General features: G+C 40.7%; 20 protein-coding genes. 16 read left to right on the top strand and 4 right to left on the bottom strand.

Annotation, left to right across the window (positions count from 1 at the left end):
• Positions 1-23: 23 nt before the first annotated feature.
• The 5 genes from cysC to I3254_RS08470 all read left to right on the top strand — a co-directional run bounded on the left by cysC (position 24) and on the right by I3254_RS08470 (position 5,707).
• Positions 24-626, top strand: a complete 603-nt coding sequence (gene cysC / locus I3254_RS08490) for an adenylyl-sulfate kinase (protein ID WP_238052520.1) — start codon at positions 24-26, stop codon at positions 624-626.
• Positions 627-637: 11 nt separating this feature from the next.
• Positions 638-1,615, top strand: a complete 978-nt coding sequence (locus I3254_RS08485; protein ID WP_238052518.1) for a DHH family phosphoesterase — start codon at positions 638-640, stop codon at positions 1,613-1,615.
• A 78-nt stretch (positions 1,616-1,693) separates the two neighbouring features.
• On the top strand, positions 1,694-2,566 hold the full coding sequence (locus tag I3254_RS08480) for a UTP--glucose-1-phosphate uridylyltransferase (protein WP_238052517.1): 873 nt from the start codon (positions 1,694-1,696) through the stop codon (positions 2,564-2,566).
• A 176-nt stretch (positions 2,567-2,742) separates the two neighbouring features.
• On the top strand, positions 2,743-4,401 hold the full coding sequence (gene pgi / locus I3254_RS08475; protein ID WP_238052516.1) for a glucose-6-phosphate isomerase: 1,659 nt from the start codon (positions 2,743-2,745) through the stop codon (positions 4,399-4,401).
• Positions 4,402-4,426: 25 nt separating this feature from the next.
• The gene (locus I3254_RS08470; protein WP_238052515.1) at positions 4,427-5,707 is read left to right on the top strand and encodes a UDP binding domain-containing protein; all 1,281 of its coding nucleotides are present in this window, start codon (positions 4,427-4,429) and stop codon (positions 5,705-5,707) included.
• 58 nt (positions 5,708-5,765) lie between these two features.
• On the opposite strand, the gene I3254_RS08465 is transcribed toward I3254_RS08470, so the two are convergent.
• The 3 genes from I3254_RS08465 to I3254_RS08455 form a co-directional block, all read right to left on the bottom strand.
• Entirely contained in the window at positions 5,766-7,187 is a 1,422-nt protein-coding gene (locus I3254_RS08465) for a glycosyltransferase family A protein (RefSeq protein ID WP_238052514.1), read from the bottom strand.
• A gap of 11 nt (positions 7,188-7,198) precedes the next feature.
• Positions 7,199-8,593: a glycosyltransferase family 4 protein gene (locus tag I3254_RS08460; protein WP_238052513.1), complete on the bottom strand. Its 1,395-nt coding sequence runs from the start codon at positions 8,591-8,593 to the stop codon at positions 7,199-7,201.
• A gap of 153 nt (positions 8,594-8,746) precedes the next feature.
• Positions 8,747-10,234: a phosphomannomutase CpsG gene (locus tag I3254_RS08455; protein WP_238052512.1), complete on the bottom strand. Its 1,488-nt coding sequence runs from the start codon at positions 10,232-10,234 to the stop codon at positions 8,747-8,749.
• 228 nt (positions 10,235-10,462) lie between these two features.
• Here I3254_RS08455 and mazG point away from each other — a divergent pair, with 228 nt between their 5' ends.
• The 8 genes from mazG (at position 10,463) to yjgA (ending at position 18,098) form a co-directional block, all read left to right on the top strand.
• Positions 10,463-11,344, top strand: a complete 882-nt coding sequence (gene mazG / locus I3254_RS08450) for a nucleoside triphosphate pyrophosphohydrolase (protein ID WP_102078659.1) — start codon at positions 10,463-10,465, stop codon at positions 11,342-11,344.
• Positions 11,328-11,702, top strand: coding sequence for a ComEA family DNA-binding protein (locus tag I3254_RS08445; RefSeq protein ID WP_238052510.1), 375 nt, complete (start codon positions 11,328-11,330; stop codon positions 11,700-11,702). The genes mazG and I3254_RS08445 overlap by 17 nt, the downstream gene beginning before the upstream one ends.
• A 166-nt stretch (positions 11,703-11,868) precedes the next feature.
• A complete protein-coding gene (pcnB, locus tag I3254_RS08440) occupies positions 11,869-14,100 on the top strand; it encodes a polynucleotide adenylyltransferase PcnB (protein ID WP_238052509.1) in 2,232 nt (743 codons plus the stop codon).
• Position 14,101: 1 nt separating this feature from the next.
• Positions 14,102-14,623: a 2-amino-4-hydroxy-6-hydroxymethyldihydropteridine diphosphokinase gene (gene folK / locus I3254_RS08435; protein ID WP_238052508.1), complete on the top strand. Its 522-nt coding sequence runs from the start codon at positions 14,102-14,104 to the stop codon at positions 14,621-14,623.
• A 126-nt stretch (positions 14,624-14,749) separates the two neighbouring features.
• Positions 14,750-15,550 (top strand): 3-methyl-2-oxobutanoate hydroxymethyltransferase, encoded by an 801-nt coding sequence (gene panB, locus I3254_RS08430; protein WP_238052507.1) that lies wholly within the window; start codon positions 14,750-14,752, stop codon positions 15,548-15,550.
• Positions 15,551-15,616: 66 nt separating this feature from the next.
• On the top strand, positions 15,617-16,519 hold the full coding sequence (gene panC, locus I3254_RS08425; protein WP_238052506.1) for a pantoate--beta-alanine ligase: 903 nt from the start codon (positions 15,617-15,619) through the stop codon (positions 16,517-16,519).
• Between the two features lie 51 nt (positions 16,520-16,570).
• Positions 16,571-17,536: an RNase adapter RapZ gene (gene rapZ / locus I3254_RS08420; protein ID WP_238052505.1), complete on the top strand. Its 966-nt coding sequence runs from the start codon at positions 16,571-16,573 to the stop codon at positions 17,534-17,536.
• A 49-nt stretch (positions 17,537-17,585) separates the two neighbouring features.
• Entirely contained in the window at positions 17,586-18,098 is a 513-nt protein-coding gene (yjgA, locus tag I3254_RS08415; RefSeq protein ID WP_057757930.1) for a ribosome biogenesis factor YjgA, read from the top strand.
• A 197-nt stretch (positions 18,099-18,295) separates the two neighbouring features.
• Here yjgA and I3254_RS08410 read toward each other — a convergent pair whose 3' ends face one another.
• Entirely contained in the window at positions 18,296-18,916 is a 621-nt protein-coding gene (locus I3254_RS08410; protein ID WP_201579302.1) for a thiol:disulfide interchange protein DsbA/DsbL, read from the bottom strand.
• Between the two features lie 505 nt (positions 18,917-19,421).
• Between I3254_RS08410 and ubiG the strand changes: the two genes are divergently transcribed.
• From ubiG to I3254_RS08395, 3 genes are all read left to right on the top strand, one after another.
• The gene (gene ubiG, locus I3254_RS08405; RefSeq protein WP_238052504.1) at positions 19,422-20,249 is read left to right on the top strand and encodes a bifunctional 2-polyprenyl-6-hydroxyphenol methylase/3-demethylubiquinol 3-O-methyltransferase UbiG; all 828 of its coding nucleotides are present in this window, start codon (positions 19,422-19,424) and stop codon (positions 20,247-20,249) included.
• Between the two features lie 67 nt (positions 20,250-20,316).
• Positions 20,317-21,027, top strand: coding sequence for an HAD-IA family hydrolase (locus I3254_RS08400; protein WP_102093348.1), 711 nt, complete (start codon positions 20,317-20,319; stop codon positions 21,025-21,027).
• Between the two features lie 75 nt (positions 21,028-21,102).
• Positions 21,103-21,939, top strand: coding sequence for a YciK family oxidoreductase (locus tag I3254_RS08395; protein ID WP_238052503.1), 837 nt, complete (start codon positions 21,103-21,105; stop codon positions 21,937-21,939).
• The last annotated feature ends 148 nt before the right edge of the window (positions 21,940-22,087 follow it).

Genomic DNA, 22,087 nt, shown 5'->3' with positions numbered 1-22,087 from the left:
TTTATTGAAACTAAGGATGAAACATGAGTAAGGCTACCAATATTGTATGGCATGATGCAGGTGTGTGTCCTGAAGAGAGAAAAGAAAGGATTGGTTCTGAACCTTGTATACTATGGTATACAGGGCTTTCAGGTTCTGGAAAATCGACTATAGCAAACGCTGTAGATAGACTTTTGTTCGATAAAGGTTATACTACCTATTTACTAGATGGTGATAATGTGCGCCATGGTCTCAATAAAGACTTAGGATTTAGTGATGCAGATCGAGTAGAAAATATTCGCCGTATATCTGAAGTCAGTAACCTTTTTTTGGACGCTGGTCTCATCGTAAGCACCGCTTTCATTTCACCGTTTAGAGCCGATAGATTACAGGCAAAAGCATTGATCGGTGATAAACGTTTTATTGAGGTTTTTGTTGACGCACCACTCGAAACCTGTGAAAAGCGTGATCCCAAAGGCCTTTATCAGAAGGCACGTGATGGCATGATCAAGAACTTTACAGGAATTGATTCACCGTATGAATCACCAATTGCTCCAAGTATCCATCTATCGACCAATTGTGATGACATCGAACAATGTGCCAGTCAAGTAGTGGACTACTTGCTCAATAATCAGTTTATCAAATAGGCAGTTCACTAATGAGTAAGTATATAGATGTATTCAATGGTGATGCTGATGGAATCTTTTCTTTAATACAATTGAGGAAATCGCATCCTATCACTGCTTATGATAAGCAAATACTCATTACTGGTGTAAAACGTGATATTGCTTTAGTTAGTAAGATTGATGAAAACCTCGCAAATGATGCTCAGATCACCGTATTAGATGTATCATTTGATAAAAACGACAAAGATGTAAAGCGAGTCTTAGAGCATTGCCAGTCGTTATTCTATTGTGATCATCATAAGGCCGATAAGCTGTTTGAGCATAAGAATTTAAAGACAGTAATTAATACCGAGCCCACAGTATGTACAGGGTTGTTGATTAATAATATGTTGAATGATAAAAATGTATTATGGGCAGTGGCTGCGATTTATGGTGATGGCTTAGACAATGTTGCTAGTGAACATGTCAAACGTTTAGGGTTAACTCAAACACAATGTGAGCAGCTAAAAGAACTAGGCATTTTAGTTAACTACAATGGTTATGGTAACTCGGTTGCTGACTTGTACTTTGATCCCGCAGATTTGTACCAACGATTAGTGAATTACGATAACCCATTTGAGGTCGTCAATGATTCAGAATCTCCGTATCAGCTGCTTAAGCAGGGCTATGAAGCTGACATTGCAAAAGCTGATGCCAGTGAACAGTTGGTTGATGACGACCTTATTGTAGTAATACTAGAGGACGCTCCCTGGGCTCGTAGAATCAGTGGTACCTATGGTAACCAGTTAGCAGCGACCAATCTAGGCAAGCCTGTCGTAATCGTAACTGATAACTCTAAAGGCTCATATGCAATAAGCCTTAGAGCACCTAAAGATAATCCTTATGGTGCAAGCACTATATGTAGTCAGTTTAATACTGGAGGTGGTCGTGAAGGGGCTGCAGGAATCAACGCACTACCAAAGAATGATTTAAATAAATTTGTAGAAGTAGTGCGCAAGTACTATACGTAGATATAAATACTATTATCTCATTATGAAGTAAGTATGCTTACTCAAAAAAAGACAAAAAATTAGCGGGATGGATTTAATATGACTAATAAAGTTAGGAAAGTAAGACATGCAGTGATACCAGTAGCCGGTTTTGGTACACGCATGCTACCTTTGTCAAAGAGTATTCCCAAAGAGCTGTTGCCCTTAGGTAATCTTCCTGTTATCCACTACGTCATTGAAGAAGCTATTGCAGCAGGCATTAAGCATATCGTATTGGTCACACATCCACAAAAACAGGCTATTGAGAATTATTTTGATATCAATGTCGAATTAGATACAGCATTGCGTGAGGGAGGCAAGATATCTTTAGCAGATAATCTGCAATGGCTACCAGAGGATGTGAAAATTTCGAGCATACGACAAGGTCAGCGCTTAGGTCTTGGTCATGCGGTCGCAGCAGCTAGACCTATCATCGATGGCCACGATTTTGCAGTATTGTTACCTGATGTGGTGATTGATCCTTTCAAAACTAATTATGCAAAACAAAATTTAGCCTATATGACGCAAAAGTTCTCTGAAACTGGTTACTCTCAAATACTTGTTGATCCTGTTGAAAAAGAGAATATCCATAAATATGGTATTGCTAGACTTGATGGACAGAACCAAGTTTATAGCAAGTCTAAAGTAAACCAAAGTATAGCAGTTGCCGGATTTGTAGAAAAACCTGAAGCTAAAAATGCTCCTTCGAACTTGGCTGTAGTGGGACGGTATGTGTTTGATCATCAAATTTTAGATTATTTAGATAGAACAGCACCTGATAAAAAAGGGGAAATTCAACTGACAGATGCTATTGATGCATTGATTGCATCAACAAGAGTTGATGTAACTACCATGATTGGAGATAGTTTTGATGCAGGTAGTATGTACACCTACCTCAAAGCTTTTGCTTATTTTTCTGAGCAACAAACATAGTTAATCTATTAAATCAGTGTCTGCGCTATATTTAAATTTCTCTTTATGACCCTTTATAAATCTATGTGTGACAACTCCTAGGCGATAGTTTTTTACAATTATGCTAAGTGCTCATTGGAAATAAAAGATAATGCTGACAAACACAAATATTTTTAGATGCAATATTGGACAAAGCCATGAATGATCCTACCTTAGCTCCACAATGGCAAAAATTGGTCAACCACTCTAATACAATTGCAGATTTAGTGACTCTGTTCGAAAATAACGATAGAAGAACAGAGGATCTACTAATTGATTTTGAGGGTGTGTGCTTTGATTACTCAAAGCAACTAATTGATAAATCAACTAAAAAATTACTGATTGAATTTGCAGAGCAGATGGGTTTGAGTGATGCTATTGATAAGCTGGTATCTGGATACAAAGTAAATACGACAGAGAACCGTCCCGCATTGCACACTGCTTTAAGACTACCCAAAGGTGCTAGTCTAATAGTGGATAACGTTGATATTGCTAAACAAGTTCATCAAAGCTTGGATAGCATGGCCGTTATCGTAGAAAGATTGACGTCGGGCATTTGGAGAGGCTATTCGGGTAAGGCTATTCAGGATGTTGTTAATATTGGTGTAGGAGGATCTGATCTTGGGCCACTGATGGCCTGTATGGCATTATCAGAATGGACAGGAGAGGAACAGATTAAACAAAAAGGGCTTTTTTATAATTGTATTGAAACTCATTTTGTTTCTAATATGGATGGTACACAGTTAGATAAGTTGTTAAGCACGCTTAATCCTGAAACTACTGCCTTTATTATTTCATCTAAGTCTTTCACCACTTCTGATACACTTTCAAATGCTCAGACTGCTTTGGCATGGTTATCTAATAGCTATGATAATGAAAAGAGTATCAAAAGAAATCACTTTATTGGTATTTCTGCAGATGCCAAAAAAATGGATACGTGGGGTATACATAAGGCTAATCAGTTGAATCTATGGGATTGGGTTGGCGGACGTTTTTCCATGTGGTCTTCTATTGGTTTGACAGTTGCTATTAAAATTGGAATGAAAAATTTCAATGAACTATTAGCAGGTGCACATCTAATGGATAAGCACTTTATCGAAACTCCTTTTACAGATAACATCCCTGTTATGATGGGGTTGCTCGCTGTATGGAATAGTAGTTTTTTGGATATAAATGCTCATGCTATCCTACCCTATGATGGGCGTTTGAAATATTTTCCTAACTATTTGACTCAATTAGAGATGGAAAGTAATGGGAAGTCAGTGAATTTAAAAGGTCAAAAGATCACTTTTAATACTTGTCCTATATTATGGGGAGAAGTTGGTTCAAATGCTCAACATGCTTTTTACCAACTTCTGCACCAAGGTACCCAAGAAGTGGCTTGTGACTTTATTGCTTTCATCAATCGCTATGACGAAGAGCGTCAAGATATCGACCAACAGCTACTACTACAACATAAACTAAGTTTGGCCAACTGTTTAGCCCAAAGTCGAGTTTTAGCATTTGGCAATGAAGCTGTCGATTTACAAGAGGTATGTAGCGCAATGTCTGCTATGCACAAAAACTATCGAGGAAACCAACCATCTTCTACCATATTAATTGATAAGCTATCACCAAAAACACTGGGCATGATACTTGCTATGTATGAACATAAAGTCTATGTGATGTCTGTAATGTGGGGAATCAATCCATTTGACCAATGGGGTGTGGAAATTGGTAAGGTGATGGCAAAGCAGTTAAATGATGCTATTCATCAACAATCTTTAGATTATGACGACTCGACGAATGCATTGCTCAAGCGTATTTGCAACCTATAACTATCTTCAACCCTGATAATAAACTATGAAAAAAACATCTACACAAGCAAGTAGTATTTGTATTATTGGTAACAATGCTAAAGCAGTAGCAGGAGCTATGGCTCTTACTTATTTTGGGCTATCAGTTACCTTTTATGCTCTATCTAAATCAGCAGATGAGCATGTACGCCGATATCAATTTGATAAAACACTGTGCAATCAATGGCAAAAAAGTCTTGACGATGGTAGCCTGATATATTGTACATTTGATCAAGCGGTTCTTCCTTCAATAAATTTCGATACCTACTGGTTATTTCTAGATCAAATGACAGATGCTGTTCAGCAGAAATTGTTGGATTATCTAAAGTATCAATCTTGTGATGTGTGTTTGAGTGGTATTACCCAAATTGGCCGAATAGAAAGCATTGCTAAACAATTAACTTCAGAAAATGTATTTTATATTCCGTTTGTGTTTCTTAATGATGCTTCAATATTCTTGGCCACTATCGAGCCAAGATTATTGTTGATAGGTGAAAAAACAGAAAACACGGCTAAGAATAATGTGGTTTGTAGAGAGTTTTTAGAGCATACAGACAATTATTGCTTACATAACTTAAAAACTATTGAGTTTACACGAAGCTGCATGATGAATTTGATGGCCAGTAAGCTTAGTTTAATAAATGAATTAGCAAGGCTGGCCGATCACTGTGCTGTAGACATGTTTGATGTCGAATCACTACTAAAACTAGATAATCGCCTAGGCGTAGGATTTCTAAAAGCAGGTTGGGGGTATGGTGGGAGTACGTTACCTAAAGAGAATGCGATTTTAAAAAAGCATCTACTAGATTTAAAGTTGTCTGCTAATATCGTTGATGAAGTAGTGTATATAAATAATGACCAGAAAGAACTAATCTTCCGTAAGTTATGGCAATATTTCGATTCAAATATTGCCAGTAAATCTATAATGATATGGGGTGCTGGTTATAAAGAAGGAACAGGAAGAACTAAAGGGAGTGCGATTCACAATGTGTTACCTTTGCTATGGGGACACAATGCTATCACGACTGTTTACGATCCTTTAGCTAAAGATGAATTGAGTGAAGAGTACAGTTCTGATGAACGTCTGAAGTTTACCGACTTTCCTTATGCGAACCTTGAGCATATCGATGCTATTATTATTATAAATTGGTCGGAGGAATATCGTCCAGATATCTCATTAATAAATCAGAATAAGACTCCTATTTTCGATGCTAAAAACCTACTTAGGCGAGTAGAAATTCAGCAGTTAGAAGGTTATTACACAGGCATTGGCCGAGGAATCGGCTAGATGGCTGTTTCTATTGTTTTCTACTGATTTTCAATATGATAAGTAAATGAGTGCATAGTTAATAGTGTGCTCGTCGCAACATCTCGATATGTTCTAATCGCCATTTTTCCCAGTATTGTAGTCTCTGAATACGAGAGTCAGTACTTTGGGTGCCTGTATGTTTTGCATTCATCAATGAGTCAGAGCGATGAGCCCCTAACGTTAATGGTTTACTAATATGACGGATACTTTGGCTGCCAAACACTAATTTAAACCTCTCAAACAACTCGCTGTCTGCTCCTGTACGGAAAGGCTGCCATAAAAAACCATCTTGTAACATATACTTTAAAGTATGACGCCGAAACATCAAAGAAGCTGGGTTTTTTTGCTTATAGGGGAAAGCTGCGCGGGCGAAGTAACTTCCTTGATTGTCAATTTTGATCCAATCTGAAGTGGTAGCCATTAAGGTTTGGTCTAGAAATAATGGCATTACTTGGTGTTCAATCTTCAAAGGATGAGCCCAGTCATCTGAATCATGGCAGATAATAAATTCACCAGATGCATATCTTAAACCGTTGTTTTTTGCCAAAAAAGTACCGGTGTTGGTCTCTTGGTGAATAATCTTGATACGAGGGTCTTTGTTGGCCACTTCCTGTGCAATGCTTAAGCTGTCATCAGTACTGGCATCGTCTATCAATATCACCTCGATATTATGCCAGCTTTGGTTTAGGAAACTCTCTAATGTAGAGCGAATATATTTACTGGCATTATACATGGTAGTCAAAATACTGACTCTGAACCGCTTTTCTTTATTCATAGACAGGAGCGCGGTATAAATAGAATTTTCTACTTGTAAATTTAGACTATCAAATATGGCATTGTCATCGATAACTTTGTAATTAGGTAAATCAAAGAGCGATTGATAATTATTTAGATAATACAGCTTATCTGTATGAGTATTCGCTTGCCAATTGCTCTCTAATAGTAGGAGATCTGGGTGTTCGCGACTATTGAGTATTAGTTCTCTATGAGCCACTAGTGTTTGGTTATCTAAAGTTTTCTCTGGCTGATTATTTTTAGCTTTATTTTGGAGTAAATAGGCTGACTGCAATGCACGATGATAGATCGTGATCTTGGCTGTGGGTAGGGTATGTATAAGTTTGATTGCTAGAGGTAAGTTGTACTTTGCAAGCTCTCTTATTAACTCTGGCAGATAGCGGGATATGGTTGGCCTTTTTATCAGTCGGTTAATAACTTTTTCGCATTCCTCTAGCTTGCCGTAAGCTGATAGTGCTTGTACATAAGCTACACCAGCTCTGACGCTACCCCCTCGCCACTCGGCTTCTAACAGTGGGGTATAAATACCTAACCGCGCACACATCCAACGTCGCTTACTTGTTATTGTCCATTGATAGTTGGGCAATAGGGCTAAAGCTTGCGCGAAATTACGTTTTTGTATTTGCTGATAATAAGTAGGTATTCTAAATATGAATTTAGGCATATGGATATGTCCTACGGGGATGGGTGATACTCAGTTAAGGTGATAATATCGTAACACTTGTTTGAGTAAATGGGATGGTTCTGTGAGCGCAATTTTTTTAATAAACCAGTAAGTACTGGGATAAAGACTTGAGTGCTTAGATTCTGTAAAAAATAGTCACGGTTAAACGCTGACCTACTTGGCTCAGAAAGTACCTGTATCAAGGTAGATGGAAGCTGTTCTTTGTTAGTTGGAATAATGACTCCATCTTCAATTAACGAGTTTAAAGCTGGTGTTTCAGTTGATATAACGGTCAACCCCATGGCTAGAGCATCGATAAGTTTTGCAGGTAGTTGATACTCGCTAATGATTGAGTCAGTATCTTGTAAGATGACACATACATCACCCATTGAAACAAACTCACTAATACTATGATAGGGTTGATTTGGTAAGAACTTGAAATTAACCCCTTTTATAGCTGTGAGCTTGTCTTGAAAGGCTTTATTAATAAAATCACCTATAATAAGGAATAAAAAGTTGTTTTCTTTTATTTGAGACAGAGCTTGTGCAGTCTCAATTAAGCCTTTGTGCGGCTTAGGTGTACCAAAAAATAGTAATACTTTCTGCGTAGGTGGTACGTCATACTTCTTTCGCATTTCTAAAGTAAGCTGTTTTGAGGGTAGAAACTTATTAGCATCTCTAACATGAGGGATTACTATACCTGAATATCTAAATTGTAGCGCGGCATTGGATACGGTAATAGCGTCAAAGGTATTAGCCAAACTAACACTTTTGTTAAGCCAGTAATCACTACGAATATTAGTTATATCTGTATTCTTTGGAAGAAAACCCTTGTCAAATTGACCAAATCCTAACTCCTCGTCATCAACATCCATAATTATGTGAGTATTCCAAATCAGTTGATATAGTCTACCTATGATTAAGTTTGGTAATCGCGGTTTTGACAAGTGTATGATATCGAAAGGATGTGATCGGACGAAATCAAAGGCTTTATAAATTAGTTCTGCAGTATCTTTTACTGTTATGAAACTGCAAAGAATATCTGAAAGCTGCATCGGCTCCCATAGTTGCTTTGGACGTTTGGGGTTAGATGAAATGACACATCCAATAATAGAGGTATTGTATCCACAATGCTGGTAGAGCTCAGCTAAAGTGAGTACTCTACCAGCAGCATTATGTGATAAATCCCAGCCACAGACGGCTATTTTTTTTCCTTTATTAAAGTTTTCAAGTTGAAGTTGTTTTTTAGCATCATTAAACATATCAGCTTGGAAGGCTGTTAGTGTGGCTTTATGTTTTAAGGTGCCAGAAAACTGATAAATACATTGTTGCCAATCTTTTTTTTGATAGGCTTTTTTTGCCTGATACTTATAGTAATTGGCATTTATTTGATTGAGTAAAAACAAGCTATCTACCTTGGTCTTGTACTAAGTAATCATTCCACACATTGGGTATTAGTATACTTTCATAGTGAGTAAGATCAATTTAGGAGACACTCTGAATACTATTAGTTGTAATAGCTACATAGTATTCAGAAGTACTGTTATGAAGAGTTAAGGTTAAGCTGGCCTCGCACCTTGTGCCGCTAACCATTCATTTATTTCTTGTATCTTAGTATCTAATAACTCTCTATCACCGCGACTTTCAATGTTTAATCTGATCAACGGCTCTGTGTTAGATGCCCGCAAATTAAAGCGCCACTCTCCAAAGTTCAGACTGAGGCCATCAAGCGTTGATTTGACTGGATTTTTCGCGCTAAATTTTTCTTCAATGGCACTGATTATAGTGGGTGCATCGTGAGTGGTGAGGTGAAAGTTTAATTCGCCTGAACTAGGATAGGCGGCAATATAGCCTGTGACCAATTCTGATAAGGTTTTACCAGTGATAGAGAGTAGCTCAATGGTCAACAACCAAGGAATCATGCCGCTATCGCAATAGAAAAAATCACGGAAGTAGTGATGGGCAGACATCTCACCACCGTATATAGCACCAGAGTCACGCATGACTTGCTTAATGAATGAGTGTCCAGACTTACTGATGACGGTTTTGCCATTATGGTCTTTAATTACTGCTTCAGTATTGTATATCACTCGTGGATCGTAAACGATTGACTCGTTTGGGTATTTATTCAAAAATGCTTGTGCAAGCATACCGACGATGTAGCTGCCATCAATGAATTCACCGCTTTCATCGAATAAAAAGCAACGGTCGAAATCCCCATCAAAGGCAATGCCAAGATCGGCATTATGTTCTAAAATAGCTTGCTGGGTAGCCACTCTATTGGCTTCAATCATAGGATTGGGAATGCCATTAGGGAAGCTGCCATCAGGAACATGATGTAATTTAATCACTTCAACAGGCGCATTAGCTTGTGCTAACTTCTCAATCAATAAGTCCACCACTGGCCCAGCACTACCATTGCCTGAATTAATGACCAGCTTGAGCGGCTTTAACTTATCAGTGTCGATAAAGGTCATGACATGGTCGATATAAGCACTTTTATCCATCAATAATTGCAATGTTCCTGATTGGATGTCAGTCCTGAATTGCCCGGATTCTGCTAACGCCTGAATCTCTGCAAGACCGTCATCGGCACTGATTGGTTTTGAATGTTCCTTGACCAATTTTAAGCCATTATAATTAATAGGATTGTGACTGGCAGTGACTTCGATACCGCCCAGTACCTGATAATGACTGGTGGCAAAATACACTTCCTCAGTACCAGTCATACCTAAATCAATCACATCAACCCCAGCATCAATAATACCTGCTATGGTGGCTTGTTTAAGCTGTTCACTAGAATGACGAATGTCGCTTCCGATGACAATGGCAGGTTTTAGATTTGTCATATCACTGTCACGAGTCTCACTTACTGTACTATTGCGCTGATATAGAATCTGCGCAAAAGCACGTCCAATACGGTAAGCAATCTCTTCATCCAGATTAATGCCAAGCTCGCCGCGTATATCGTAAGCTTTGAATGAGCTGATCGTAATAGGATTGAATTCAGTTTTTGGCTGATAGCTAATGGTCGCAGAAGTAGACATAATGGTAAAAATTCCTTGCGCGTGAGCAATGGTAAAATAATAGAGTAGATGGCACAATTATAAGCTAATAAGCGTTAAATGCTACACTATCGTCAACTTATTACAAAAGAGTGAAAACGTTAACCTTGCGTGAAATGGCATGTATACAGATGCACTTGATAGCTTTATCCCCTTTGTATATTGAATCAATCACAATTATTACATTAAGCAAAAATAAGAGCCTCCCTTATGAATACTCTCGACAATAAAATCACAGTGCCTGTACCAGTACAAGGAACACCAGAAGCCACAGGCCAGCTTGATGATCTTTTAGCATTGATGGCACGGCTGCGAGTTGATTGTCCATGGGATAAAAAGCAAAGCAATCATAGCCTGATTCCTTATGCCATCGAAGAAGCTTATGAGCTAGGCGAAGCGGTACAAACCGATGATGATGAAGATATCAAAGGCGAGCTAGGCGATGTGCTACTGCAAGTTGTGTTTCATTGTCAGATGTATGCTGAGCAAGGGCGCTTTGATATGAGTGACGTCATTACTACTCTACAAGAGAAGCTGATTCGTCGTCATCCTCATGTGTTTGAAGCCGAAACTCTAACAGACGATGCAGCGGTAAAAGTACGCTGGGATGAGATTAAAGCGGAGGAGCAGCAATCACGCGAGGCACGTGGTAAACCAAAGCGCCGTTTGGATAATACCAAAGCGGGTAGTGCATTGATGCAAGCGCAAGACGTACAAAAGCAAGCGTCTAAACTGGGTTTTGATTGGGAAGGTGTTAGCGGTGCTTTTGATAAACTGGATGAAGAGATTGCTGAGCTAAAGCATGAGCTGACAGATAGTTCTACAACTGCTGTTGGATATGACATAAGCAAAGCCAATATTATTGATATTGAAAAGGAACTGGGTGATTGTATGTTTGCGCTGGTCAATGTCGCACGCAAATTAAATTTGGATGCAGAGACAGCAACCTTAACCTGTGTCCATAAGTTTAAGTCACGTTTTGGTTATATTGAGGAGCAGCTGGAGCTCGCTAGCAAGCAGTTAGAAGACAGCGATATAACAGAGATGGATGCATTATGGGAAGCGGCGAAACAACATGAACGCTCATCCTAAAGACTCGTTTGCTAGCCTAGCCAAAACTGCTATTTTAGGTTGTGTTTTGGCTATTCTGATGCTTGATAATACTAATGCTGCGCCCTGTTTTGATAATCCTCAAAGCGCTTATGAGTACCTGTTGTCACTAGAAAATGCCAAAACTCAAGCACGTGAGCAATATATTGTGAATATCAATCGAGCAAACGAAGGCGAGCTGGTTTCGTTAGATGGTATCGGTAGCAGCAAAGCGCAGGCAATTATCCTATATCGTGAGATGTTTGGTGGTTTTACCACGATTGATGAGTTATCAAAAGTTAAAGGTATCGGTGAAAAAACGGTTGAGAAAAATCGAAGACGGTTGAGTGTGCAAGATTAATGACGGTATTTTGGATGAATCAACCCCAATATTGACAAAATAGCATGTAAGTAAATGTCATAACACACCCACCACGCACAAAATTTGTTAAACTAGCAGGTACATCCGCCTGATAAACGCTGTGTTATTCAGGGGTGGTCAAAGAATACCGGCGAGGAGTAGATGCATGGCCGAGCGTGCCGCCAAGCAGTTAGAACTGAACAAATCTGAATTACCCAATTCCATTACTGAAGTGATTGCCACATTGACCCGAGCTGGGTTTGATGCCTATATCGTCGGCGGCGGCGTGCGTGATACCTTATTGGGCCTACGTCCAAAGGATTTCGATGCCGTCACTAATGCCAAGCCACATGAGATTAAAGACGTCTTTGGCAAGCGCTGCCGCATTATCGGTCGCCGCTTCCAGCTGGCACATGTCTATTCTGGCCGTGAATTGATAGAAGTGGCTACTTTTCGTGGTCCACCAACCAATGATGCCAATACCAATCAAGATGGTATGATTTTGCGCGACAATGTTTGGGGTGACATCAAACAAGATTTCTCCCGTCGCGACTTTTCTATCAATGCTCTTTATTATCAACCGCTCAAAGGCATTGTTCATGATTTTTGTGATGCACTTGATGATATTGATAACAGAATCATTCGTCTATTGGGCAATGCGCCAGTACGTATTGAAGAAGATCCAGTACGTTTGTTACGTGCGCTACGCTTCAAAGCTAAGCTAGGTTTTGAGTTTGATGAGGCATTGTCTGAGCAGTTCCATGATGGTAATTGGGCCTTGCTTGAGCAAATATCCCCGCATCGCCTCTATGACGAAACGCAAAAGATGTTTACTGGCGGCTACCTTGTGCCATTATTGCCACTATTGTTTGAGTCAGGTGCGATTGATAGTCTAATCATCTATCCACCGGCTGAGCCAAGCGCGTTAGTGAATCAAGTGGCCATCAATACTGATAAACGTATCGCATCAGGCAAGAGTATCAATCCAGCATTTTTCTATGCAGCGTTACTGTGGGAAAATTACCTACATCAATTAGCAAAAGCTAAGAAACGTAATATGCCGTTTGCCGAAGCGCAAATGCATGCGGCTGGCAAAGTCATCGACCGTCAGCGTATCAAAACCGCTATTCCGAAATTTGCTGAGCAATTTATCCGTGATATCTGGATATTGCAGCCAAAACTTGCAGCCCCACGTAGCAAACAGATCGTTCAGCTATCAGAGCATCCGCGTTTCCGTGCGGGCTTTGACTTTTTATTATTACGTGAGCAGTGCGGCGATGCAGAGCATCCGCTATCAGAGTCAACCAACGATATGGGTGACTGGTGGCAGACGTATCAAACCTTGTCTGAACAAGAGCAGCAGCAAGCGATTGATGAGTTTGACGAAAATATTCGCCGAGGTGCTTATAAAAAAGGGCAACGTGGTCGCGGACGTAATCGTCAAGAATCAAAAACACAGACTACTGATAATGCAACACCTAATCAGAACAGTACAAAGCAAAATAAAGCCGATGACCGTGCTGAAAAAGGTAGAAATGAGCAATCAATGGTAAATGATTCGTCAAATATTCCAGCCCGCCGCCGCCGCGCTGCCAGCCAATCTAAAGCTGGTCGCACTGACGGTGGTAGACCCAACGTGCAGCAAGTAGAGCAAGACAATAACGAGCTTGCTCAGCTACAGCAGTTGTCTCTTGCTAGTAACAAGCAATCGGCAAATCAACAGGTAAAGCCTAAGCCGTTATTTGTTATCGAGCACGAGAATGTCGTGCCACCTTTACAGAAGCAACTGTCAGCTGATAATACGTCGAAGCGCAGCAAAGCAGCTGTACGAAAGCAAGCATCAACTAATCAAGATGCACCACAGCAAGCGGTTAAAGCCGAGCGCGTAAATAGTAGCACTCAGCTGTCTAATACCAGCCAGCCAGAAGCTCAGGCATCAGCTAGTCAGGCTAGACCAGCTCGCTCGATCGCAAGATCACCTGCGTTAGTCAGTATGAATAACGAGCCGATCCCGCATAAACGTCGCCGTCGTCAACCTACTGTAGATAGTGCGAGCAATATCGAAGTACAAGGCAGTAATAATTCGAAGGGCAGTAATGGCAAAGCACAGCCAGCAGCGAAGTATGCGAAAAAAGCGCCTAAACCTGCAGTTGAATCGACTGATAAAAGCGATACTAAAAGTGTAAAGGAAGTAGGTAGCAGGGCAGTAGATAGCAAAGACGCTACAAAAACCGCTGCACCTGCGAGAGCCAAGAAATCGGTGAAAGCAAGTCCTACAAAGGCTGCTAAAGCGAAGCAAGATACGAGCGATCAGATACCTGCTATAAAAGTAACTGATAACAAAGGCCCTGTACCATCGAAGCGCCGCCGCCGTCAGCCTAGTACTGAAAGCGCATAATATGAATAACAGTACAGATAATAGTAACTGGGTTACCTGTTATGTGGGTCTGGGTAGCAACCTCGCTAATGAGCTAGGTTCGCCTGCCGATCATTTGCAGCAGGCACTTGCAGTAATGCGAGCACATGAGCAGGTACGTGAAGTAAGTGTCTCTTCTTTTTATGCTTCAGCACCGATGGGTCCGCAAGATCAGCCAGATTTTGTTAATGCAGTAGCTGGTTTTGAAACGACACTTACCCCTTATGAGCTGCTTGCTTTTTGTCAGCAGTTAGAGAGCATGGCCAAGCGGGCACGTTTACGCCGTTGGGGTGAACGTAGTCTAGATGTTGATATTTTGCTATACGGTGAGATACAGATTACTGATCCAACACTGACAATACCGCACGCTGGCTTAAGTGAGCGCAATTTTGTCTTAATACCACTGCGAGAATTGGCGCCAAATTTAACCATCGCCGGTAAGTTGATAAGTGACTATTCACAAAGTCGCGATTGGACAGGTTTAACATTATTATCAAGCGATTGATTATAAGTAAATGATGCTGAGTGATAGATGTTAAATGTTTGAAAGATTCATCTAACGTATTTCAAGTCTAGCTCTGATAGTAGCAATATTGATAATTAAAGGCATTGCAGATTAATTGAGGGTCATATGACGACATTATCTACTCTAAATAAGTTTAAAAAAGACGGTACCAAGTTCACTTGCTTGACCTGTTATGACTCGATGTTTGCACGAATGATGGAAAAAGCCGAAATTGATACGATTCTAATTGGGGATAGCTTGGGCATGGTTGTACAAGGCCATGACTCAACATTACCTGTGACAGTCAATGATATGGCTTATCACACTGCCAATATTGCCCGTAGTAACAAGCATGCGTTGATATTGGCTGATCTACCGTTTATGAGTTATGTGACATTGCCGGAAGCCGTCGCTAATAGCCGCACGCTGATGCAAGCAGGGGCGCATGTGATAAAAATCGAAGGCGGTAGCGAGCTTTGTGAATTGGTAACGACCTTAGCGCAAGCAGGTACACCAACTTGTGTGCATCTTGGTTTGACTCCGCAATCAGTCAACGTGTTTGGTGGTTATAAAATTCAAGGTCGCGGCGATGAAGCAGCTGATAAACTACTTGCCGATGCTAAGGCAGTCGTTGACGCTGGCGCTGCACTGCTAGTATTAGAATGTGTTCCAGCTGCGCTTGCAAAAGCCGTTACTGAAGCTGTTGCCGTGCCAGTTATCGGCATTGGTGCTGGAGCCGATACTGATGGTCAGGTATTGGTTATGCATGACATGCTAGGTATGGCGCATGGCCGAGTCCCACGTTTTATCCATGATTTTTTAACCGATGAGCGCAATAGCGCACACAGTATCGAAGGTGCTTTTGCGCTCTATCAGGCGTCAGTACGCGAAGGTAGTTTCCCGACTGAGCAGCACCAATTTAGCTGATTTTGAAGTTGTTAAATTTATTGAAGCTATTGAATAACAGAACGTTTGAATAGAAGAAAAGTAATCATGTCTCCAATTATTCATCATGATATCTCGTCACTACGTGAAGCGCTTCAGCCTTATCGTGGTCAGAAAAGTGACAAACGAAACCGTCAGCAGCGCATTGCGTTAGTACCAACGATGGGTAATCTGCATGACGGTCATCTTGAGCTGGTAAAAATCGCCAAACAGCATGCAGATGTAGTTGTGGTCAGTATCTTCGTTAACCCCACTCAGTTTGGCGTTGGGGAAGATTTTGACAGCTATCCGCGTACGCTAGATGCAGATGTGGCTAAGCTTGCGACAGTGAATGCAGATTATGTGTTTGCACCTAGTATTGATGCAATGTATCCAGTATTACCACCACCTACTGTTGTATTAGCTGGTGCTGTTGCCAATCAGTTATGTGGTCAATCACGTCCTGGACACTTTGATGGTGTTGGTATTGTTGTCGCTAAACTATTCAATATCGTACAACCAGATGTGGCAGTATTTGGACAAAAAGACTATCAGCAGCTTGCTATCATTAAACAGTTGGTACGTGACTTGAGTTATCCTATTAATATCATTGGCGCACCTATTGTTCGTGCTGATGATGGCTTAGCGCTATCATCGCGCAATCAATACTTAAGTGCAGATGAGCGTCAAGCTGCCCCTGTATTACATCAAGCATTGCAAGAATTAGCGCAGATTTTGAAAAGTACGGCTCTTAGTCAGCAAGCGTTTGATAAGCTATTAGTAGATACGCGGACACGTATTAGTGACGCAGGTTTTATTATTGATTATCTGGAAATAAAGACTGAGGAGTTAGGTTCTGTCGTAAGTGACTCTAAAGCCTTTAATATAGAAAACAAAAATGTCGTTATTTTAGTCGCAGCATGGCTAGGAAAAGCGCGTTTGTTAGACAATCAGTTGGTAGTGGTAAATTAGCTTTTATGATATAGCAGTAGACTAGATACAATAGACTTGGATGAGTAGATCATGGGTGTAAGTCAGGATCAAAATAGTAATGCGGCAGCAACGATAGCGGATCAGACGTCTACGAATAAGCTCAGTATATTGGTGGTCTCAGGGCGTTCAGGATCTGGTAAAACCTCGGTATTGAATATCTTAGAAGATCTAGGCTATTACTCTATTGATAATCTGCCGCTGTCTTTATTACCTAATGCTGCTCATAAACTGGTTAATGAAAGTGGCATTCATCGTATTGCGCTTGGTGTCGATATTCGAACGCCACGTGCGGATTTATCTAACTTTGCAGTGACATATGCTTCTCTCAAGGAGACTTATGGGTCTCATGCGGTACAAATTTTATATGTGACTGCACAAGAGAGTACGCTGATAGCCCGTTTCAATGCGACGCGCCGTGTACATCCGCTAATGTCTCAAGATATTGATAGTGATAACGCTAAGCATATTGCCTTTAATTTACCCGCTGCTATCAAAAAAGAAGTTGAGCTATTAGAGCCAATTGCTGGTCATGCTGATATTAGGATTGATACTAGTAGCCTAAATATTCATCAGCTCAAAGACAGCCTGCGTGAACACATAGGCATGGACAATCAGATTGTCATCAATCTACTGTCTTTTGGTTTTAAATACGGTAGCCCTATCGATGCTGACTTTGTATTCGATGTTAGAATTTTACCGAATCCGCATTGGAACCCTGAGTTACGTGACTCGACAGGATTGGATACCGAAGTAGGGGCATTCTTCTCAGATTATCCAGAAGTAGCAGAAATGATGGGTGATATTGACAAGTTTTTGACCCGTTGGCTACCAGAATTTTTGCACAATAATCGTCATACGGTCACGGTTGCCATAGGCTGTACGGGCGGCAAACATCGCTCTGTTTTTATCACTGATCATCTACAACGCCGCCTTGCTGACGCCATGCCTAAAGGCGTGAAGGTATTGGCAAAACACCGCGAAAAAAGTCGTTGGTAATGATATCAGACACTATTTAATTTATTAATTATTATTTTGGAAAGCTTTTATGATCGACTGGAAAGAACAGGACATGCGCGTCTCGCGTACAGAACTCAAAAAAGCCCATGAGCGCTTGCAGCAATTATCTATACCGCTTGCTAGCTTATCGAAAAAACAGCTAAAAGCCTTACCTGCCAGTGATTATTTTATGGCAGAGCTAATGGCTTTGGCTGATATTACCAGCGCCAATGCTCGCAACCGTCAGACCAAACGTGTTGGTAAGCTGATGATTGAAGAAAATCGCCATGAGCTGATAAAGGCACTATTTGATGCCTTTTTTCCTAAAGAACAAGTCTCAAAAATCGAGAGCTGGTACGAGCGCCTGAATATCAATGATGAAGGTACACTCAAGCAGTTTGTGAAGCAATATAAAGCTTCTGAGCACCACAGTATGTATCAGTTACTATTGTGGATAGAGTATGCCAAACACATGCAAGATGATGAGTTGCTAGCAGAATCTAAAGCAGATTTGGCAAGCTATATACGTGAAGTGGCTATTTTATCGCAGCTGAAGAAATAGCATCTATAACCAAGCTAGAAATCTATTACTTAGAATTTTATTAGTTGAAAGATTAGTAGTTAAAAATGAGTAATTAAAAGACGTATAGCTAAAAGGTTAAGATGCAAAAAAGCCAATCAATTTATGATTGGCTTTTTGTGCATGACGTACGGATGTACTGTGCGTTATGTCTATTATTCAAGTATTTATTGCTTGAATTATTTCTTTTCAGCGCGGGCTTTATCAACTAGATAGTCAACAACTTTAGGCACTTTAGCGTCTTCACCCGTTACCACGTATTTGCCTTGTACGACCACGGCTGGCACGCCAGAAAGCTGATAACGTTTAGCGCCTTCTTGTGAGCGACCAATTTTTGTACCAACAGCGAATGAGTTATATAGGCTGTTAAATTTCTTTTCATTTACGCCTTTTGACGCGTACCATTTGCTCAATGATGATTGATCAAACAGTTTTTTACCATCTTTATGGATAGCATCAAATAATGCAGAATGAGTTTTGTCTTCAAATCCTAAAAGCTGAGCCGCATAAAAACCGCGTGCATTGGCTTCCCAAACAGGGTTAAGTGCCGCTGGTGTTTTGAAGAATACGACATCTTTGTCTTTAGTTTTTGCCCATTTTTCCATATGCGGATCAAGCACATTACAATGTGGGCAACCATACCAAAAGAATTCACGAACAATGATAGCATCACCGCTGATTTTTTCTGGGTTGTCTAGCACACGGTAATCTTTTCCAGCGACATAGTCTGCAGCTTGTGCGCCCATAGAGGCAAGTCCAATGGCCATGGCTAGACCAGTCAGTGTGATGACACGTTTCATACTTTATCCTTGAGGTGTGGAGACTTAGAATGGGTTAAGAGGTTAGTGTCTATATGGTTGTTAAACATGTGACACTTCAAAATATATAGCTTTTAAAGCGTCTAAACCAGACAGTGTCGAGTATAATCGAACAATAGCAAAGTATCGACTATGATAACGTAAAATGTATGTACTTGTGAATCGCATTCTTAACCGATAGTTGTAAAGCTGTTAGCTATTATTTAAGGTATATTGCTTGTTACTTTCTGAACCTACTGTTTCTCAAACGTCTAATTTGTTTCTATATAGGATTTAAGAGATTTAAAAGTATCAGAATGCGATGTTGTCACAAGGATACGTATCTTTTCTATATCAAAATACTGCCCACAAAACAGGGTAAAGTTTAAGCCTATTCACAATCGCTGACGATGTGCTTACGACAAAACTGCTACTCTCATGCTAATATTAAGCACATAATCGTGCACTGTAAACGATAATAACGATAGTGACAATCAAGGAATATACCATGAGCTCAGCTTTAAATTCTTCATCAACTTCGAGTGATCAAAATAACAATAGCGCTTTCAATAATACAGAGTCTAACACCATCAACGTGGATCCTAGCGAAGTCGAAAAATTTAATAACTTGGCGAGTGAGTGGTGGAGTAACACAGGGGCGTTTGCAACGCTACACGAGATCAATCCATTACGTCTAAACTGGATAGAAGAAAACGTCAAACGTGGCTATCAAAACGCTGCTAATAAAATCGCTGAGCAAGGACTTGCTGGCAAAAAAGTACTCGACGTAGGGTGCGGCGGCGGAATATTGTCAGAATCTATGGCACGCCGCGGTGCTGATGTGACAGGAATTGATTTAGGTACAGAAAACCTAAAAGCTGCTGCGTTACATGCAGAGCAAAGCCAGTTAGAGAATACGCTTCGTTATCAACATATACCCGTTGAAGAGTTGGCAAAAACACATGCTGGTCAGTTTGATGTGGTGACTTGTATGGAGATGCTAGAGCACGTGCCAGATCCTAGCTCGATTGTGCAGGCTTGTTATGAGTTATTGGCTCCTGGTGGTGTCTGTGTGTTATCAACGATTAATCGCAATCCTAAGTCTTATCTGTTTGCCATCGTTGGTGCAGAGTATGTACTGCGGTTGCTTGATCGCGGCACCCATGACTATGCTAAATTTATTACGCCAGCAGAATTAGACAAAATGGTACTCAATACTGGATTTGTTCGTCAGGATATTATCGGTTTGCATTATAATCCGCTGACCAAACGCTACTGGCTTGCCCAAAACGTCGATGTTAATTATATGATAGCCGTACAAAAGCCATTGGTTTAATGCTTCACACAGCCATTTATTTGCCATACTTTCACTAAACACGTCATCAATCTCAAGAGCATTCACTATGACCCAATTTGTAAAAGCTGTTTTATTTGACCTTGATGGGACATTAATCGATACTGCTGCTGATTTTGTTCGTATCATCGGTAAAATGAGTCTCGAAAACGATTGGCAGGCACCGCCTGAAGCGGAAATCCGAGAGCAAGTCTCTGCGGGTGCCTCGGCCATGGTGCAATTGATGCTAAGACATAACAATCAACTCGAAGTCAGCGAGGAAGCGTTGCTTGAGTTTCGTCAGCAGTTCTTAGATGATTATGAAGCAGATATCTGTGTCGATAGCTGCGTGTTTCAGGCGCTTGAAGCGGTACTGACTGAGCTTGAAGCAAAGGGTGTGCCGTGGGGTATCGTTACCAACAAGCCGCGTTATTTAGCCGAGAAGCTATTAAGTGAGATGCAACTGGATCAACGCTGTGCGGTTTTGGTTTGTCCAGATGATGTATCTCGCACCAAACCAGACCCAGAGCCAATGTATATGGCGCTAGAAAAACTCGGTATTCCTCGAGGTGCGGCGGGCTGCGTACTCTATGTCGGTGACCATGTGCGTGATATTGAAGCTGGCAATGCCGCTGGCATGCCAACGATTTTGGCCGCTTATGGGTATATTCCACCTGAAGATCAAAAGTCTTTGAAAAAATGGGGCGCCGACTATATTACAGATACGCCTGAGCAGTTAAACAAATTACTGCTATCGTCTGGTAAGTTTGAGTATTTATAGACTGCTATATATCACCAGTTTTACAACCATAAGCACATATCCTCAACGATTTAATGATAAGTAGTGAGCAATGTCATGAGTAACAATAATAATCAACTAATCGATCCACAAGACAATAAAAAAACGGTTCAAAGTCCTATTCAGCCTTTGACTCATGATGATATTCGTAGCTTTGTACCGTCCAGTAATTGCCTAGATGGTAAGACTATTTTAGTGACTGGAGCAGGTGATGGTATTGGCCGTGTTGCGGCATTGACCTATGCTCGTTATGGCGCCACTGTCTTATTGTTAGGACGCACTAGCAGCAAGCTTGAATACGTCTACGATGAGATTGAGAGTCTTGGTGGTAAGCAGCCTGCTATGTTGCCTATGAACCTAGAAGGGGCGACTTACGCTGAAATGCAGCAGCTTGAAGGGCTAATTAATAAAGAAGTCGGCCAGTTAGATGGCATATTGCATAATGCTGGTGTATTAGGACAACTGACGCCGCTTGAGATGTATGATGTCGATACTTTCGCCCAGGTGATGAAAGTCAATTTCACAGCGACTTTTATGCTGACTCAAGCGCTATTGCCGCTATTAAAAGATGCTGATCATGGTTCTGTTGTTTTCACCTCTAGCACTGTAGGTACACATCCTCGCGCATTTTGGGGTGCTTATGCACTCTCAAAACAAGCAGTAGAAGGTATGAGTGATATCTTTACTCAAGAGACTCAGAACACTACCAATTTGCGTTTTAACTGCATTAATCCAGGTGGTACTCGTACGAATATGCGTGCGCATGCGTATCCAGGTGAAAACCCTATGAGCTTAAAAACACCTGAAGATATCATGGCAGGCTACGTTTGTCTGATGAGTGATGAGAGCATTGGCGTACGTGGTCAAGTCATTGAGCTACAACCTAAAGATTAGTAGCAAAGTTTGTAAATCGATTACGTCATTTTTTATGGATGGTTTTATACACTATCGCAGGTTGCAATTAACCATAGTTAGCCCCATCTATTTGTTATTAAAGACATTTGTATTGTCTAATTATAATGAATAAAAAATAGGATAAGAT

The sequence above is a fragment of the Psychrobacter sp. Ps2 genome (assembly GCF_022129405.1).
Taxonomy (GTDB): domain Bacteria; phylum Pseudomonadota; class Gammaproteobacteria; order Pseudomonadales; family Moraxellaceae; genus Psychrobacter.
This window is presented reverse-complemented; position numbering and strand designations above follow the sequence as displayed.

What these genes read in the sequence shown, in the direction of transcription:
- cysC (WP_238052520.1), top strand. Translation starts at nt 24, where the DNA reads ATGAGTAAGGCTACCAATATTGTATGGCATGATGCAGGTGTGTGTCCT.
- I3254_RS08485 (WP_238052518.1), top strand. Translation starts at nt 638, where the DNA reads ATGAGTAAGTATATAGATGTATTCAATGGTGATGCTGATGGAATCTTT.
- I3254_RS08480 (WP_238052517.1), top strand. Translation starts at nt 1,694, where the DNA reads ATGACTAATAAAGTTAGGAAAGTAAGACATGCAGTGATACCAGTAGCC.
- pgi (WP_238052516.1), top strand. Translation starts at nt 2,743, where the DNA reads ATGAATGATCCTACCTTAGCTCCACAATGGCAAAAATTGGTCAACCAC.
- I3254_RS08470 (WP_238052515.1), top strand. Translation starts at nt 4,427, where the DNA reads ATGAAAAAAACATCTACACAAGCAAGTAGTATTTGTATTATTGGTAAC.
- I3254_RS08465 (WP_238052514.1), bottom strand. Translation starts at nt 7,187, where the DNA reads ATGCCTAAATTCATATTTAGAATACCTACTTATTATCAGCAAATACAA.
- I3254_RS08455 (WP_238052512.1), bottom strand. Translation starts at nt 10,234, where the DNA reads ATGTCTACTTCTGCGACCATTAGCTATCAGCCAAAAACTGAATTCAAT.
- mazG (WP_102078659.1), top strand. Translation starts at nt 10,463, where the DNA reads ATGAATACTCTCGACAATAAAATCACAGTGCCTGTACCAGTACAAGGA.
- I3254_RS08445 (WP_238052510.1), top strand. Translation starts at nt 11,328, where the DNA reads ATGAACGCTCATCCTAAAGACTCGTTTGCTAGCCTAGCCAAAACTGCT.
- pcnB (WP_238052509.1), top strand. Translation starts at nt 11,869, where the DNA reads ATGGCCGAGCGTGCCGCCAAGCAGTTAGAACTGAACAAATCTGAATTA.
- folK (WP_238052508.1), top strand. Translation starts at nt 14,102, where the DNA reads ATGAATAACAGTACAGATAATAGTAACTGGGTTACCTGTTATGTGGGT.
- panB (WP_238052507.1), top strand. Translation starts at nt 14,750, where the DNA reads ATGACGACATTATCTACTCTAAATAAGTTTAAAAAAGACGGTACCAAG.
- panC (WP_238052506.1), top strand. Translation starts at nt 15,617, where the DNA reads ATGTCTCCAATTATTCATCATGATATCTCGTCACTACGTGAAGCGCTT.
- rapZ (WP_238052505.1), top strand. Translation starts at nt 16,571, where the DNA reads ATGGGTGTAAGTCAGGATCAAAATAGTAATGCGGCAGCAACGATAGCG.
- yjgA (WP_057757930.1), top strand. Translation starts at nt 17,586, where the DNA reads ATGATCGACTGGAAAGAACAGGACATGCGCGTCTCGCGTACAGAACTC.
- I3254_RS08410 (WP_201579302.1), bottom strand. Translation starts at nt 18,916, where the DNA reads ATGAAACGTGTCATCACACTGACTGGTCTAGCCATGGCCATTGGACTT.
- ubiG (WP_238052504.1), top strand. Translation starts at nt 19,422, where the DNA reads ATGAGCTCAGCTTTAAATTCTTCATCAACTTCGAGTGATCAAAATAAC.
- I3254_RS08400 (WP_102093348.1), top strand. Translation starts at nt 20,317, where the DNA reads ATGACCCAATTTGTAAAAGCTGTTTTATTTGACCTTGATGGGACATTA.
- I3254_RS08395 (WP_238052503.1), top strand. Translation starts at nt 21,103, where the DNA reads ATGAGTAACAATAATAATCAACTAATCGATCCACAAGACAATAAAAAA.